The organism is Thioalkalivibrio halophilus, from assembly GCF_001995255.1.
GTDB classification, from domain to species: Bacteria; Pseudomonadota; Gammaproteobacteria; order Ectothiorhodospirales; family Ectothiorhodospiraceae; genus Thioalkalivibrio; species Thioalkalivibrio halophilus.
This window is the reverse complement of sequence record NZ_MUZR01000004.1, coordinates 56,685-72,620: the sequence shown is the minus strand read 5'-3', so window position 1 is coordinate 72,620 and position 15,936 is coordinate 56,685. Positions and strand designations below refer to the sequence as shown.

The 15,936-nt window shown below is 67.9% G+C and carries 14 protein-coding genes; 11 read left to right on the top strand and 3 right to left on the bottom strand.

Annotated features, from left to right (window positions below; all coding sequences use genetic code 11):
• The first annotated feature begins 129 nt into the window (after positions 1-129).
• The gene (locus B1A74_RS01425) at positions 130-888 is read left to right on the top strand and encodes an arginyltransferase (protein ID WP_077243556.1); all 759 of its coding nucleotides are present in this window, start codon (positions 130-132) and stop codon (positions 886-888) included.
• Between the two features lie 9 nt (positions 889-897).
• Here B1A74_RS01425 and B1A74_RS01420 read toward each other — a convergent pair whose 3' ends face one another.
• Together B1A74_RS01420 and B1A74_RS01415 are read right to left on the bottom strand one after the other, a co-directional pair.
• Positions 898-1,743: a methyltransferase domain-containing protein gene (locus B1A74_RS01420; RefSeq protein WP_018947056.1), complete on the bottom strand. Its 846-nt coding sequence runs from the start codon at positions 1,741-1,743 to the stop codon at positions 898-900.
• The gene (locus B1A74_RS01415; protein WP_018947057.1) at positions 1,740-2,558 is read right to left on the bottom strand and encodes a glycine/sarcosine N-methyltransferase; all 819 of its coding nucleotides are present in this window, start codon (positions 2,556-2,558) and stop codon (positions 1,740-1,742) included. Before B1A74_RS01415 ends, B1A74_RS01420 begins: the two co-directional genes overlap by 4 nt.
• Before the next feature lie 489 nt (positions 2,559-3,047).
• On the opposite strand from B1A74_RS01415, the gene purH reads away from it, so the two are divergent.
• Genes purH through B1A74_RS01400 form a run of 3 tightly spaced genes read left to right on the top strand, consistent with a single transcriptional unit; the run spans position 3,048 to position 8,485 of the window.
• Positions 3,048-4,613: a bifunctional phosphoribosylaminoimidazolecarboxamide formyltransferase/IMP cyclohydrolase gene (purH, locus tag B1A74_RS01410; RefSeq protein ID WP_024329239.1), complete on the top strand. Its 1,566-nt coding sequence runs from the start codon at positions 3,048-3,050 to the stop codon at positions 4,611-4,613.
• A 37-nt stretch (positions 4,614-4,650) separates the two neighbouring features.
• Entirely contained in the window at positions 4,651-5,940 is a 1,290-nt protein-coding gene (gene purD, locus B1A74_RS01405) for a phosphoribosylamine--glycine ligase (RefSeq protein WP_026279423.1), read from the top strand.
• A 55-nt stretch (positions 5,941-5,995) separates the two neighbouring features.
• On the top strand, positions 5,996-8,485 hold the full coding sequence (locus B1A74_RS01400; RefSeq protein WP_077243555.1) for a glycogen/starch/alpha-glucan phosphorylase: 2,490 nt from the start codon (positions 5,996-5,998) through the stop codon (positions 8,483-8,485).
• 28 nt (positions 8,486-8,513) lie between these two features.
• On the opposite strand, the gene rimO is transcribed toward B1A74_RS01400, so the two are convergent.
• Positions 8,514-9,869, bottom strand: coding sequence for a 30S ribosomal protein S12 methylthiotransferase RimO (gene rimO / locus B1A74_RS01395; protein WP_077243566.1), 1,356 nt, complete (start codon positions 9,867-9,869; stop codon positions 8,514-8,516).
• A gap of 359 nt (positions 9,870-10,228) precedes the next feature.
• On the opposite strand from rimO, the gene rpmE reads away from it, so the two are divergent.
• The 7 genes from rpmE (at position 10,229) to B1A74_RS01360 (ending at position 15,837) form a co-directional block, all read left to right on the top strand.
• Positions 10,229-10,432 carry a 50S ribosomal protein L31 gene (rpmE, locus tag B1A74_RS01390; protein ID WP_018869107.1) on the top strand — a complete coding sequence of 68 codons (204 nt, stop codon included), beginning with the start codon at positions 10,229-10,231 and terminating at the stop codon, positions 10,430-10,432.
• Between the two features lie 211 nt (positions 10,433-10,643).
• Complete coding sequence (locus tag B1A74_RS01385; RefSeq protein WP_024329235.1) at positions 10,644-11,501, top strand: M48 family metallopeptidase; 858 nt, start codon at positions 10,644-10,646, stop codon at positions 11,499-11,501.
• 32 nt (positions 11,502-11,533) lie between these two features.
• Positions 11,534-12,754, top strand: a complete 1,221-nt coding sequence (locus B1A74_RS01380; RefSeq protein ID WP_018947063.1) for a malic enzyme-like NAD(P)-binding protein — start codon at positions 11,534-11,536, stop codon at positions 12,752-12,754.
• A 25-nt stretch (positions 12,755-12,779) separates the two neighbouring features.
• A complete protein-coding gene (gene mdh / locus B1A74_RS01375; RefSeq protein ID WP_018869104.1) occupies positions 12,780-13,703 on the top strand; it encodes a malate dehydrogenase in 924 nt (307 codons plus the stop codon).
• Positions 13,687-14,631, top strand: coding sequence for a 5'-3' exonuclease (locus B1A74_RS01370; RefSeq protein ID WP_077243554.1), 945 nt, complete (start codon positions 13,687-13,689; stop codon positions 14,629-14,631). Before mdh ends, B1A74_RS01370 begins: the two co-directional genes overlap by 17 nt.
• Positions 14,628-15,293 carry a DUF1007 family protein gene (locus B1A74_RS01365; protein WP_024329233.1) on the top strand — a complete coding sequence of 222 codons (666 nt, stop codon included), beginning with the start codon at positions 14,628-14,630 and terminating at the stop codon, positions 15,291-15,293. The genes B1A74_RS01370 and B1A74_RS01365 overlap by 4 nt, the downstream gene beginning before the upstream one ends.
• Position 15,294: 1 nt before the next feature.
• The gene (locus tag B1A74_RS01360) at positions 15,295-15,837 is read left to right on the top strand and encodes a pseudouridine synthase (protein ID WP_077243553.1); all 543 of its coding nucleotides are present in this window, start codon (positions 15,295-15,297) and stop codon (positions 15,835-15,837) included.
• The last annotated feature ends 99 nt before the right edge of the window (positions 15,838-15,936 follow it).

Here is a 15,936-nt window from a genome sequence, read left to right as displayed (position 1 = left end):
GTACACCATTGGTTTCAAATGTCATTACTTTAGCATGCCGGGCATCGAACTCCGGTCATGTCCCGCCGGTGGCGGGGTCACGGCCCGGGACGCATTGGCGCCCCGGGCCGGAGCTGTCACGATAGCGGAATGCAGGAATCCCCGATCCGCTGGTATCTGACCGCCCCACAGCCCTGTCCGTACATCACGGACGGGCGCGAGATGCAGTCCCTGCTGGTCGACCCCGAGGCCCGGCTGGATGCCGCCGGCTTCGGGGCCCTGCTGGCCGAGGGCTTTCGCCGCAGCGGCCGTTTTGTCTATCGCCACCACTGCCCGGCCTGCGATGCCTGCGTGCCGGTGCGCATCCCGGTGCCCACCTTCCGGCCGAACCGCAGCCAGCGCCGCTGCCTGCGCGCCAACGCCGACCTCGATATCAAACATCGCGCCCCGCCGGGGGCGGGGGACGGTCGCACCGAGGCCGACCTGGACGAACACATGCCGCTGTTCCTGCGCTATCTGCGCAACCGCCACGCGGGTGGCGGCATGGAGCAGATGAATCGCGAGGAATACGCCGGCATGCTGACGGAACGCAGCGCCCCGGTGGAGCTGCTGGAGTTCCGCCGCGCCGGACAACTGCTCGGCGTCGCCATCACCGATCATACGCCGCAGGGGCTGTCGGCCATGTATACCTTCTACGAGCCGGATCTTCCGGCCCGTGCGCTGGGCACGTTCGGCATCCTGTGCCAGATCGAGCATGCGCGGAACCTGAGCCTGCCGCATGTCTATCTCGGGTACTGGATCCCGAACGCACCCCGCATGGACTACAAGATACACTTCCGCCCCGCCGAGGGTCGACGGGGCGGAATCTGGCGGGCCCCGGACGACGCACGCCCGCGGGACCCGCGATAACGGGCCTTCTTAGTCCGGCTTGCGGAAGCGGAAGATGCCCCAGGTCAGGTACCCGGAGTTGCCCCCGTCGACCCAGTGCTGCAGGCCCTGCTTCATGCGGTCCATGTAGTCCTGCGAGATGAAGCGCTTGAGCTCGTCCTCGCGGGATTCCAGCTCCTGCTTCACGCGACCGTAGTGCGTCGAGATCTGCCCGGAATGCTCCTCGAAACCGATCTCGCGCAGCCCGGCCTTCTGCGCCGCATCGCGGTACAGGGACGGGGAGGCCAGCGAATCGAGGTGGATGCGCGCAAGGATCGGGTCCAGCACGCCCCCGGGGCAGTCATCGGTCTGCATCGGATCGGTAAAGATCAGCCAGCCACCCGGCTTGAGCAGCCGCGCCGCCTCCTGGATGACCTTGTACTTGTCCTCGTTCGGGCTGTGCAGGAACGAATCCTCGGACCACACCACGTCGTAGGTCGCGTCCGGCTCGTCCACCTTCTCGAAGGAACCGTCGACCACGGTGATCTTGTGGTCCAGCTTGCGCGCCTTGTTGATCTCGCGATCGCGCTCGTTCTCCTTCTCGGAGAGGTTCAGCGCGGTCACGTCACAACCGTAGTTCTCGACCAGGTAGCGGGCCACGCCACCATAGCCCGCGCCCATGTCGATCACGCGCCATTCCGGCTGCGGCTCGCCCAGCAGGTCGGCCATGTGGGCGACGGTACGGCGGCTGGCATCACCGATCGGCTCGTCCTGGTACTCGTACAGGCCGATATGCAGGTCTTCACCGCCCCACACCATCTTGTAGAAGGTGTCGGCGTCCGCACTGTTGTAATAGTCGCGCGCCGTTTCAACGACGTCAGAATACTCCTGGCTCATCGATCCTCGCCCTCGATATAGGTCTTGTCGGCGACGTGAATGAAGAAGTCCGGGTCGGCCTCGCGATAGGTCTCCTGGAAGTCCCCGTAGGTGTCGATCTTCTGGAAACCGACCTCGCGCATCAGGCGGCGGACGTAGGCCTTGCGCAGCGGGAACATGTTCAGGAAGTACTCGGAACCGTCAGGGAAGCGGTACTGGAAACGGGCCAGGCCTTCGTCGACGTGGGCCGGTTCCACCTGCACGTTGTCACCGCAGTAGTAGTACGTGTGCTTGGACGAGTAGCCGTGATCCAGGATGGTGTCGTAGTTGCGCTGGTCGAGGATCAGCACGCCGTCGTGGCGCAGCGCGGCATAGAACTCGGCCAGGGCCTTGCGGCGGTCGTGCTCGTTGAACAGGTGGGTGAACGAGTTGCCGAGGCAGACCACGGCGTCGTAGTGGCCGTGGATGTCGCGGTTGAGCATGCGCCAGTCAGCCTGCACCGTGCGCAGGATGTGGCCGCGCGAACGGCCGTTCTCGAAGGCCTTGACGAGCATCTCGGGGCTGCCGTCGGCGGTGACCACGTCAAAGCCCGCCTCGATCAGCTGGACCGAGTGGAAGCCGGTACCGGCCGCGACGTCCAGCACGCGCTTGGCGCCGCGCTTCTTCAGTTCCTCGATGAAGAACGTGCCTTCGCTCTTGGCGCGGCTGTCCCAGTCGATCAGATCGTCCCACTTGTCGACAAAACCCGTGGTGTATTCCTCAAGGTAATGGTCGGTATCGCGGGTTTCCGTCGGCTTCTCGCCGAAGTCCTGATCGTTCTTCACGTTCGCTGACATGGTGATTCCTCTTGGCTTTGCTGCAATGAAGTGCACCCGCAGCCCTCGTGGCCGCGGACGCACCGGGTTACAACACCTGCATGACCGAAAACGACCTCGCATCCCGGGTCGCTGGCATGAAACTTCTCCTGCGAGGACCGGGTACGGGCGGCCCGTCATCGCGGGCTCCCGAGACGGATGCGTTGTTTCCAGCATCCGGCGCCGGCCTGGCCGGCGGTTCCTGACACCCGGAAGGATTCGGTGGTTGCCCGGGTGCCGAGCCGTGGTCTGGCGGCTTTCGCTCGCCTGGCTCGGGGATCGCAAACGGTGCCATGCGTTGCGTCGGAACGCAGGCGTTGTGTCCGAAAGTGTTTTTATACGCTAAAGGTTTTGCGCCCAAATTACAAACCCGCCACCGGCCGCACCGTCCGGCACCCCACCCGCCCGAACGGCCGCGACAAGGCCGGCACCTTCGCTATAATGGCCGTTTTGACGCGATTTCGAGGTCCCATGACTACTCAGGCTCCCGTGCGCCGCGCGCTGCTGTCCGTTTCCGAAAAAACCGGCGTGGTGGAACTCGCCCGCCACCTCCATGAACGCAGCGTCGAACTGCTCTCCACCGGTGGTACCGCGCGGCTGCTGAGCGAACACGGGATCCCGGTGACCGAGGTCTCGGAACACACCGGCTTCCCCGAGATCATGGACGGACGAGTCAAGACCCTGCATCCGCGGGTGCACGGCGGCCTGCTGGGCCGGCGGGACACGGACGCCGGGGCGATGGAGACCCATGACATCCCTCCGATCGATCTTCTGGTGGTGAATCTGTACCCCTTCGAGAACACCGTGGCCCGGCCCGACACCACCCTGGACGATGCGATCGAGAACATTGACATCGGCGGCCCGGCCATGCTGCGCGCGGCCGCCAAGAACTACCGTGACGTGACCGTGGCGACCGACCCGGGCCAGTACCGCACGATCATTGACGCCCTGGACGAACACGGCGGCATCCCGGCCCCGCTGCGCTTTCGCTTCGCCGTGGCGGCGTTCGATCACGTCGCCCGCTACGATGCGGCGATCAGCAATTATCTGTCGGCACTGGATGACGACGGTCACCAGGAAGACTTCCCGGGCCAGCTCAACGCGACTTTCGAGCGCGTCGAATCCCTGCGCTACGGCGAAAACCCGCATCAGCGGGCGGCGTTCTATCGCGACCCGCAGCCGGCTCCGGGGGCCCTCGCCAGCTACCGCCAGCACCAGGGCAAGTCGCTGTCCTACAACAACCTGGCGGATGCCGATGCCGCCTGGGAGTGCGTGCGCCAATTCGACGAAGCGGCCTGCGTGATCGTCAAGCATGCCAATCCCTGCGGGGTCGCGGTCGCCCCGTCCCAGCTGATGAGCTACGAGCGCGCGTTCCAGACCGACCCGACCTCGGCCTTCGGCGGCATCATCGCGTTCAACCGCCCGCTGGAGGGTGACGCCGCGCAGGCCATCATCAGTCGCCAGTTCGTCGAGGTGGTGATGGCGCCGGAGATCACTCCCGGCGCCCTGCGCGCGCTGAGCGCGAAGAAGAACGTGCGCGTGCTGGAGATCCCGGACGCCCCCGCCGCCCCGGGGCTGGACTACAAGCGCATCGGGGGCGGACTGCTGGTGCAGGACACCGACCGCGGCTCGCTGGCCGACGCAGACCTGAAGATCGTCACCGCGCGCGCACCCACCGAGCAGGAGAACCGCGACCTGGCCTTCGCCTGGCAGGTGGGCAAGTACGTAAAATCCAACGCCATCGTATATGCCCGCGACCAGCAGACCGTCGGCGTGGGCGCCGGCCAGATGAGCCGGGTGTATTCCGCGCGCATCGCCGGGATCAAGGCCGCCGACGAGGGTCTGCAGGTGGCCGGTTCGGTGATGGCCTCGGACGCCTTCTTCCCGTTCCGCGACGGCATCGATGCCGCCGCCAGCGCCGGCATCACCGCGGTGATCCAGCCGGGCGGCTCGATGCGCGACGAAGAAGTCATCGCCGCGGCCGACGAGCACGGCATCGCGATGGTCTTCACCGGCATGCGCCACTTCCGCCACTGATCGCGGCCGCAGGAGAACGCTCATGAACGAAACGGCCATCAACGTACTGGTGATCGGCGGCGGCGGGCGCGAACACGCCCTCGCCTGGAAACTGGCGCAGTCCGCGCGGGTCGCGCGGGTGCTGGTCGCGCCGGGCAATGCCGGCACCGCCGGCGAACCCGGCTGCGAGAACGTCGACTGCGCCGCCACCGACATCGACGGCCTGCTAGCCGTGGCCCGGAACGAGGATGTCGCCTTCACCGTGGTCGGGCCCGAGGCACCGCTGGTTGCGGGCGTGGTGGATGCCTTCCGCGCCGCCGGCCAGCCGATCTTCGGTCCCACCGCCGACGCCGCGCGCCTGGAGGGATCGAAATCCTTCGCCAAGGATTTCATGCAGCGCCACGGCATCCCCACGGCGGCGTACGGCAGCTTCGAGGACGAGGACGCCGCGCTGGCGTTCATCGACACCCACGGCGCGCCCATCGTGGTGAAGGCCGACGGCCTGGCCGCCGGCAAGGGCGTGATCCTCGCGCAGACCACGGACGAGGCGCGCGCCGCGGTACGCGACATGCTGGCCGGCAATGCCTTCGGCGAGGCCGGGCACCGGGTGGTCGTCGAGGAATTCCTGCAGGGCGAGGAGGCCAGCTTCATCTGCATGGTGGACGGCGAGCACGTGCTGCCGCTGGCCTCCTCGCAGGACCACAAGGCGCGCGATGACGGCGACCGTGGCCCCAACACCGGGGGCATGGGTGCCTATTCGCCGGCCCCGGTGGTCACCGACACCCTGCACGACCGCATCCTGCACGAGGTCATCGAACCCGTGGTGCGCGGCATGGCCGCCGACGGCGAGGCCTATACCGGGTTCCTGTATGCCGGGATCATGGTCGATGCCGACGGCAACCCGAAGGTGCTGGAATTCAACTGCCGTTTTGGCGACCCGGAGACCCAGCCGATCCTGATGCGCCTGGAAAGCGACCTGGCGGGTCTGGTCGAGGCCGCGCTGGACGGCCGGCTCGACCAGGTGGAAGCCCGCTGGGACCCGCGCGTGGCGCTGGGCGTGGTCGCCGCCGCCGAGGGCTACCCGGACGCATACCGCAAGGGCGATGTGATCGAGGGCCTGGAGGCGGTGGAGCCGCTTCCCGACGCCCGCGTGTTCCATGCCGGCACCACCATCGACGACCATGGGCAGGTCATCACCGCCGGAGGCCGCGTGCTGTGCGTGGTTGGTCTGGGGACCGATTATGCCGACGCGCAGAAAAAGACCTACACCGCCCTCGGGGAAATCCGCTTCGAGGGTATATACTTCCGTACCGATATTGGACACCGCGCCATCGACCGCCCCGCCTGAACGGCGCCGGGGTCGATGGCGGGCGTGTCCGGCCGCAACCCCCCGGAGAAAAAAGATGTCCACCAGCGCCGACACTACGGCCCCCCCGCTCAGCCCGCTCCCGCACGATACCGAGGGCCTGAAACAGTCCATCCGCGATGCCATGGTGCGGTTCGTCGGAAAGGATCCGAAACAGGCCACCCAGCGCGACTGGCTCGATGCCACCTCGTTCGCGGTGCGCGAACGCATGATCGAACGCCGGCTGCTGACCCGCCGCCAGTTCGACGCGGAAGACGTCAAGCGGGTCTATTACCTGTCGATGGAGTACCTGATCGGGCGCATGCTGGAGGCCAACCTGCGCAACACCGGCATCCTCGACGAGACCCGCGAGGCCCTCGCTCAGCTGGGACAGGACTACGACGAGATCGTTGCCTGGGAGGATGACGCCGCGCTGGGCAACGGCGGCCTCGGGCGCCTGGCCGCCTGCATCCTCGAATCGCTGGCAACCCAGGGCTATCCCGGCTTCGGCTACGGCATCCGCTATGAATACGGCATGTTCCGCCAGCAATTCGAGCCCTACCGTCAGGTCGAGCACCCGGACAACTGGCTGCGCTACGGCAACCCCTGGGAGTTCCCGCGCGCGGAACGCAAATACCCGATCCGCTTCTACGGCGAGGTAGTGGAACACCACCGGAACGACGGCTCGGTACATTACTCCTGGGAAGACGGCGAACAGATCCTGGCCATGGCCTATGACTACCCCACCGCGGGTTATGGCCGGCGCAACGTCAACAACCTGCGCCTGTGGGGGGCCAAGGCCACCCGCGACTTCGATCTGCGCTATTTCAACGAGGGCGACTACATCCGCGCCGTGGCCGACAAGAGCCAGTCGGAGAGCATCTCCATGGTGCTCTATCCCAACGACGCCACCGCCATCGGCAAAGAACTGCGGCTGAAGCAGGAGTACTTCTTCGTCGCCGCCTCATTGCACGACATCCTCGACCGCCACACCGAGCTCGGGTATACCCTGGACGACCTGCCCCACCAGGTCGCGATCCAGCTGAACGACACCCACCCGGCGATCGCGGTGGCGGAGTTGATGCGCTTGCTGATGGACCGTCACGGGCTGCACTGGGCCCGTGCCTGGGAGCTCTGCCGACAGGTATTCGCCTACACCAACCACACCCTGATGCCCGAGGCACTGGAAACCTGGCCGGTGGACCTGATGACCCGCGTGCTGCCGCGGCACATGCAGATCATCTACCGCATCAACCACGAATTCCTCGAGATGGTGCGCCGGCGCTTCCCCGGCGACGAGGAGCGCCTCAAGCGGCTGTCGCTGATCGACGAGGAAGGCGGCCGGAACGTCCGCATGGCCCATCTGGCGGTGGTCGGTTCACACCAGATCAACGGCGTCGCCGCCCTGCATACCGAGCTGCTGAAACAGACCCTGTTCGCCGATTTCTACCAGCTGTGGCCGGAACGCTTCGTCAATGTCACCAACGGCGTCACCCCCCGGCTGTGGATGATCCAGGCCAATCCGGAGCTGACCGAGTTCCTCGGTGAAAAGATCGGTCACGACTGGCAGTACGACCTTGAACGCCTGCGCGCGCTGGAGCCCTGGGTCGCGGATCCGGAGCTTCAACAGAAGTTTCAGCAGGTCAAGCGCAAGAACAAGGAGCGCCTGGCCACGCTGGTGCGCGAGCGCACCGGCATCCGCATCCGCACCGACGTGCTTTTTGATGTGCAGATCAAGCGCATCCACGAATACAAGCGCCAGCTGCTCAAGCTGCTGCACGTCATCGAGCTGTACAACCGCATCCGCGACGGCGAGAACGTCCCCCCGCGGGTGGTGATCTTCGGCGGCAAGGCGGCCCCCGGCTACCAGCGCGCCAAGGACATCATCCAGGTCATCAACGAGGTCGCGGACGTCATCAACCACGACCCGCAGGTGGGCGACCGCCTGAAGTGCGTGTTCATCCCCAACTACGAAGTCAGCGCCGCGACCGTAATCATCCCCGCGGCGGACCTCTCGGAGCAGATCTCCACCGCGGGCTTCGAGGCCTCGGGCACCGGCAACATGAAGCTGGCACTGAACGGCGCGCTGACCGTCGGCACGCTGGACGGTGCCAACATCGAGATCCGCGACGCGGTGGGCGAGGACAACATCTTCATCTTCGGCATGACCGAGTCCGAGGTGGTCGCCCACCGCGCCCGCGGCGAGGTCCCCGAGGCCATGCTCGCCGGCCGGCCCGCGCTGAGCCGCACGGTGGAGATGATCGAGCAGGGCTATTTCACCTGCGACGACAACGCCACCCATGCAGAACTGGGGCACTATCTGCGCCACCAGGACCCGTTCTTCGTGCTCGCCGACTACCCCGCCTACCGCGAGGCCTGCGAGCGGGCCGACGCGCTGTATGCGCAGCCGGAATGCTGGAACACCGCGGCGCTCACCAACATCGCGCGCATGGGCTACTTCTCCATTGACCGCACGGTGCGCGACTACGCGGAGAAGATCTGGGACGCCACGCCGGAACCGGTGGCCCCGAAGCGCAACGGCGGCTGAACACGACCGCCGAGCGAGGCCGCCCCGGTCACTCGTCCGGGTCGGCGACCTCGGCGATCAGGTCGTGCTCGCGGGCGGCGGTGACCCGCACCTCGATGAAGTCCCCCGCCTCCACTGAGTCGGGATCGGCATCCGGCACGCGGATCACCCCGTCGATCTCCGGCGCCTCCGCGGCCGAGCGCGCGACCACGATGCCGTGTTCGTCGGTGCCGTCCACCAGCACCACCGGCTGCGTGCCCACCCGCCGGCGCAGCCGTTCGGCACTGATCTCCGCCTGCACCTCCATGAAACGCGCCAGACGCTCCTGCCGCACGGCCTCCGGGACCGGGTCCGGCAGGGCATTGGCCTCGGCCCCGTCCACCGGCGAATAGGCAAAGGCCCCGACGCGGTCCAGCTGCGCCTCGCGCAGGAAGTCCAGCAGGGTCTCGAACTCGGCCTCCGTCTCCCCGGGAAAGCCCACGATGAACGTCGAACGCAGCGTCAGATCGGGGCGCCGCGCGCGCCAGTCGGCGATCCGCTCCAGCACCTTCTCCGCCGCGGCCGGACGGCGCATGGCCTTCAGTACCCGCGGGTGGCCGTGCTGCAGCGGCATGTCGAGATAGGGCAGCAGTCCGCCCTCCTCGCCGGAGCCCATCAGCGGGATCAGGCGATCCACATGCGGATACGGATAGACGTAGTGCAGCCGCACCCAGATGCCCAGCTGCCCCAGGGCCTCGGCGAGGTGCGCGATATCCGAGCGGATCGGGCGCCCGCCGTGGAAGCCGGTACGATATTTCACGTCCACGCCGTAGGCGGAAGTGTCCTGCGAGATCACCAGGATCTCGCGCACACCGGCCTCGGCCAGGCGCTCCGCCTCCGCCAGCACCTCGCCGATCGAGCGACTGACCAGGTCGCCGCGCAGCCCGGGGATGATGCAGAAGCTGCAGCGGTGATTGCAGCCCTCGGAGATCTTCAGATAGGCGTAGTGGCGCGGCGTCAGGCGGATGCCCTCCGGTGGCACCAGGGTCTCGAAGGTGCCCGCCGGCGGCGGCAGGTGCTCGTGCACCGCCGTGACCACGTCCTCGTAGGCATGCGGCCCGGTGACCGCCAGCACGTCCGGATGGCGCTCGTGGATGGTCTCGGCATCCTTGCCCAGGCAGCCGGTCACGATCACCTGCCCGTTCTCCGCCAGGGCCTCGCCGATCGCCCCCAGCGATTCTTCCACCGCCTCGTCGATGAACCCGCAGGTATTGACCACCACCAGGTCCGCCCCGGTGTAGTCCCCGACGATCCCGTAGCCCTCGGCACGCAGCCGGGTCAGGATGCGCTCGGAATCGACCAGCGCCTTGGGGCAGCCAAGGCTGACAAAGCCGACCTGCGGCACTGCGCTTGACAATGCGGACATGTTATTCACAACGCGACTCCCGCCCTTTCACGCCGGCCCCGACCCCGGTCAGCGCCAGGCCCGGCCCCATTGACACAAAAAGTATTCTTTATTTTCAGGAACATACCAACAATGAACAAAACTTGACCAACTCAAGGCCCTGCGCCACAGCAAGCCGCTGGCGCCATCCAGTGACAGTTCGTCCACAAAGTTTTCCACAGGTTTCGGGGAAAACTCGCGCGCCCCGGCACAACGCCCCGCAGGACAACCACCTGGCCGGACCGGCGGCCGCCTGCCGCGAAGACCGCCGTCGACTTGCGCCCGGCCACAGGAGGCGGCTATGCTAGCGCACTTTTCGCCCGAACACGCGTGAGTCGACCATGAAAGCCGAGATCCATCCCCAATACCGCGAAGTCAACGTGATCTGCACCTGTGGCACGAAGTTCACGACCCGTTCCACCCTGGGTCAGGACGAGATGCACCTGGACGTCTGCTCGCAGTGCCATCCGTTCTACACCGGCAAGCAGAAGATCGTCGACACCGCCGGCCAGGTGGACAAGTTCAAGCGCCGCTTCGCGTTCTGAAGTCCCGCGCGAGGTCGCATCACGCGGCCCCGCAGGCAGGCGGCGGCCCATCGGCCCCGCCAGCGTGGCCGATCCGGCGAGGGCATCCTTCGGGGTGCCCTCGTTTGCGTGCGGGCTCCGCTCCGCGGCCCGCAGGGTGTATGCTGAAGGGGTGTCATTATCCCGCGACCCCGCGGGTCCTGCAGGCAGAAACCGCATGAACTGGTCACGCATGAACTCGCTGTTCCGTCCGCTGCGCCGGCGTCTGCCGGTACTGGCCCTGATCGCCGTGCTGGGCATGGCCCTGGGCCTGCCCGCCTGCACCACCAACCCGGTGACCGGGCGCTCCCAGCTAATGCTGGTCTCCGAAAACCAGGCGATCGACGCCTCGCGCGAGGCCTACGTCGAAATGCTGTCCGGCGCGCGCGAGGAGGGGCGGATCAACACCGATCCCGAGATGACCGAACGGGTCCACGGCATCACCGGCCGGGTCGTGGCACAGGCCATCGAGTACCGCCCCGAAACCGCGGACTGGGACTGGGAGATCGCGGTCATCGAGGCGCCGGACACCCTGAACGCGTTCGCCATGGCCGGCGGCAAGATGGCGATCTACTCGGGCATCATCGAACAGCTGGAACTGACCGACGACGAACTGGCGCAGATCATCGGCCACGAGATCGGCCATGCCCTGTCCGCCCACAGCGCCGAGAAGATGTCGGTGGCGATGGCCTCCAATCTGGCGGTCACCGGCTTCGCCATCACCGGCGACCGCTCCGAGCTGGCGCTGACCGGCGCCGCGCTGGGCGCGGTGCTGGCGGTGCAGCTGCCCCACAGCCGGCGCATGGAAACCGAAGCCGACGAGATCGGCATCGAACTGGCGGCCCGCGCCGGCTACGACCCCGACGCCGCCCCGGCGCTGTGGCGCAAGATGGCCGAGCAGTCCGGCGACAGCCGCCACCCGGTGTTCCTCAGCACCCACCCGGCGCCGGAAGGGCGCCAGCGCGAGCTCGCCCGGCTGGCCGACGAGGTACGACCGCTGTACGAGGCGGCCCGCGACCGCAATGATCTGCCGACCCACCCGGTCAACTGAACCCACCGCCCGCACAAGGCCCGTTCGCAATCATGTCCGACGATTTCAATCAGCGCGCCCTCGACTACCACGCCCGCGAACCGGCCGGGAAACTGGCCATCCACGTCACCAAGCCCACCGCCACGCAGGACGACCTGTCGCTGGCGTATTCGCCCGGCGTGGCGGCCCCGGTGCGCGCCATCGCCGACAACCCCGACGAGGTCTACCGCTATACCGGCAAGGGCAACCTGGTGGCCGTGATCACCGACGGCACCGCGGTTCTGGGCCTGGGCAACACCGGCGCGCTGGCTTCCAAACCAGTGATGGAGGGCAAGGGCGTGCTGTTCAAGACCTTCGCCGGGGTCGACGTGTTCGACATCGAGGTCGACGCCGCCCAGCCCGAGGACTTCATCAATACCGTGGCGCGCATCGCCGGCGGCTTCGGCGGCATCAACCTCGAGGACATCGCGGCGCCGCACTGTTTCGAGATCGAACGCCGCCTGAGCGAACGCCTGGACATCCCGGTGTTCCACGATGACCAGCACGGCACGGCCATCATCACCGCCGCCGGCCTGCTCAACGCCCTGTCCATCCAGGGCAAGAACCTGGCCGACGCCCGAATCGTCTGTGTGGGCGCGGGAGCTGCCGGCATCGCATCCATGCAGCTGCTGGTGCGCCTGGGTGCGAGCAAGCACCTCATCCACATGGTCGACCGCAATGGCGTGATCCACAGCCACCGTGAAGACCTCAATGAACACAAGCAGATCTTCGCGGTGGACACCGAGGACCGCACGCTGGAGGACGCCTGCCGCGACGCGGACGTGTTCATCGGGCTGTCCGGCCCGGACATCCTGACCCCGGACATGCTGCGGAGCATGGCGCCGAACCCGGTGATCTTCGCCCTGTCCAATCCGGACCCGGAGATCCAGCCGGACCTGGCCCGCGAGACCCGGGACGACCTGATCATGGCGACCGGCCGCTCCGACTACCCCAACCAGGTCAACAACGTGCTCGGATTCCCGTTCATCTTCCGCGGGGCGCTGGACGTGCGCGCCCGACGCATCAACGACGCCATGCTGGTCGCGGCCACCCACGCGATCGCCGACCTGGCGCGCGAACCGGTGCCGCAGAGCGTGCTGGACGCCTACGGCCGCGACCACCTGGAGTTCGGACCGGACTACATCCTGCCCACGCCGTTCGATCCGCGCCTGATCGAGACCATCCCGGAGGCGGTGGCCCGGGCGGCCCGCGACAGCGGCGTGGCGCGAACCTGAACACACAGTCCGAGGAGCGCAGGCCATGCAGAAGATCGCCATCGTCGGAGCCGGGCGGGTGGGGGAATCCACCGCGCAGTTCCTTGCCCGCCGTGACCTCGCCCGCGAGATCGCGCTGCTGGATGTCCATGAAGGGACCGCCGCCGGGGCCGCACTGGATATCCAGGAGACCGCGCCCCTGCTGGGCTTCGACACCCGCCTGACCGGTTCCCACGAGGCGGACGTCATCGCCGGTGCGGAACTGGTGATCATCACCGCCGGGCTGCCACGCAAGCCGGGCATGTCGCGCTCCGATGTCCTCGACAAGAACGTCGCGATCCTCGACGAAATCCTCGACCAGGTCCGGCGCCACGCCCCCGACAGCCGCCTGCTGGTGGTCTCCAATCCGGTGGACGTGCTCACCTGGCGCGCGGCGCAGCAGACCGGCTGGAGCCGCGACCGGATCATGGGCCAGGCGGGCGTGCTGGACACCTCGCGCATGGCCGCCTTCATCGCGCTGGAGACCGGCCTGTCGGTGCACGACATCCAGGCCCTGGTGCTGGGCGGGCATGGCGACGCCATGGTCCCGCTGCTGCGCTACTCGCATGTCAACGGCATCCCGCTGGACCGGTTCCTCGACCGCGAAACCCTCGACTCCATCGTCGAGCGCACCCGCCACGGCGGCGCCGAGATCCTCGCCCTCAAGCAGACCTCCAGCGCCTATGCGGCCCCGGCCGCGGCGATCGCCGAGATGGTCGAGGCGATCGCCCTCGACCGGCGCCGGGTCCTGCCCACGGTCGCGCTGCTGGACGGCGAATACGGCCAGCGCGATGTCGCCACCGGCGTCCCCTGCATCCTCGGCCAGGGGGGCATGGAACGCATCGTGGAACTGGATCTCCAGGCCGACGAACAGGCGGATCTCGAGCGTTCCATCGCCGGCATCCGGAAGGATCTTGAACGCCTGCAGTGACCCCGCCCCGTGCCCGACCTGCACGGTCGTGGACACCAGCATCTTCGTGTTCCGTGCCTGGTTCGCGCGCGGCCTCGACCCCGACCCGCAGGGCCGGCCCGGCGGTGCGCTGCACGGCTTCGTCCACTCCCTGTGCCAGTGGTTGCCACGGCGTGCCCCGGGGCCGCTGGGCTTCTGTTTCGACACCTCGCTGCGGCGCGGTTTCCGCCACCGCCTCGACCCCGGGTACAAGGCCCATCGTCCGCCGGCACCCCCCGAACTGCGGGCTCAGTTCGAGCGGATCGGCGAGCTGCTGGACGCCCTCGGGCTGGCCCGCTTCTCACACCCCGAATACGAGGCCGACGATCTGATCGCCACCCTGACCCGCAACGCGCGCACGGCGGGACTGCCGGTCGCGGTGATGAGCGCCGACAAAGATCTGGCACAGACCATCCTCGGCGACCGGGACCACCTGCACGACCCGGAACGCGGCCGGCCCATGGACCGCCGGGCCCTCGAGAAACGCCTGCGCGTGCGCCCCGACCAGGTGGCCGACCTGCTGGCTCTGGCCGGTGACCGCAGCGACAACATCCCGGGCATCCACGGACTGGGGCCGCGCGGAGCGGCCCGCATCCTGCGCCGCCTGGGTGACCTGGAAAGCGTGCTTGCCGATCCCGACGCGGTTCGCCGCTGCAACCTGCGCCGCGCCACCGCCCTCGCGCAGGCGATCGCCGCCGATCCCGAACGCCTGCGCCTGTCGCGCCGGCTGACCGGTCTGGTGGACGACGTCCCGGGACTCCCCCGGGGTTCCGATCTGCCCGCCGAACTGCAGCCGCGCGGACCGGTCAGTGACATACACGCCCGGCTGCATGACCTCGGCGTGCACCCCGACTACCACGAGCGGCTGCTGCATGTGGCCGCCCCGACCCCGGAGGCCATCCCGGCATGAACCCGGTCCGCATTCAACCGCGCCTGGCGACGCGCCTTGCCGCATTCCTGCTGCTGGCCGCGACGGCCGGCCTGCCCGGCACCGCAGCCGCCCATCCGCACGCCTGGATCGATCTCGAGGTCGATTTCGAGCGCGACGCCACCGGCCAGCTGGTGCGCATGCATCACCTGTGGCAATTCGACCCGATGTACTCCGAATACCTCCACGAAGACGCCCTGGCCCACCAGGAGGGCGACAGCGACGTCGAGCGCCTGAACGCGCTGGCGCGCGAGATCCTCGACAATCTGGAGGAATACGACTGGTACACACACTTCGAGGCCGAAGGCCACGCGATCGAGGTGCGGCCGGAGGGCGAGGCGCGGATGGAAAAGGACGGAGACACCCTGGAATACCGCTTCACCCTGGCGCTCGAGGGTGCGCCCGACCCGGCGCGGACGCCGGTGGCTTACCGCGTCTTTGATCCCACCTATTTCATCGAGATCCTGCACCCTGACGAACGCCCTCCGCAGGTGCGCGGGGCACCGGAATGCGAAGTCGAGGTCGACCGGCCACGGCCCGACCCGGCGATGGTCGCCCGCGCCATGGCCCTGGACTATGGCGCGGAGCCCGAGGAGAACCTCGGGCGCCATTTCGCCGACCGGGTGACCCTGCGCTGCGACTGACATGAGCCGGATCCTGCTGCTCCACAAGCCCTGGGGCGTGCTCAGCCAGTTCACCGACCGCGAGGGCCGTCCCACCCTGGCCGATTACATCGACCTGCCCGGCGTGCACCCGGCCGGACGTCTGGACCGCGATTCCGAGGGCCTTCTGGTGCTCACCGACGATGGCGCTCTGAACGCCCGCATCACCCGCCCCGGCCCCGACTCCGCGGGCAAGACCTACTGGGTGCAGGTGGAAGGCGAGCCCGACGAGGCCGCGCTGGAGGCCCTGCGCACCGGGGTCGAACTGCGCGACGGACTCACCCTGCCGGCGAAGGTCGACCGTATGGACCCACCGGACCTGCCGGAACGCGACCCGCCGGTGCGCTTTCGCCGCCACATCCCCACCCGCTGGCTTGCGATCACCCTTTACGAAGGGCGCAACCGTCAGGTCCGGCGGATGACCGCGACGGTCGGCCACCCCACCCTGCGCCTGGTGCGCTACCGCGTCGCCTCCTGGACCCTCGACGGGCTGGCCCGCGGCGAGAGCCTGCTGCTTTCCGGCTGATCGGACGGCATTGCGCGTCATGCCGCGCAAAACACGGGCGCGGGGATTGCCAGCCCGCCGGACCTGACGGATGATGGTGGAATACGCGGAGGCTCAGGA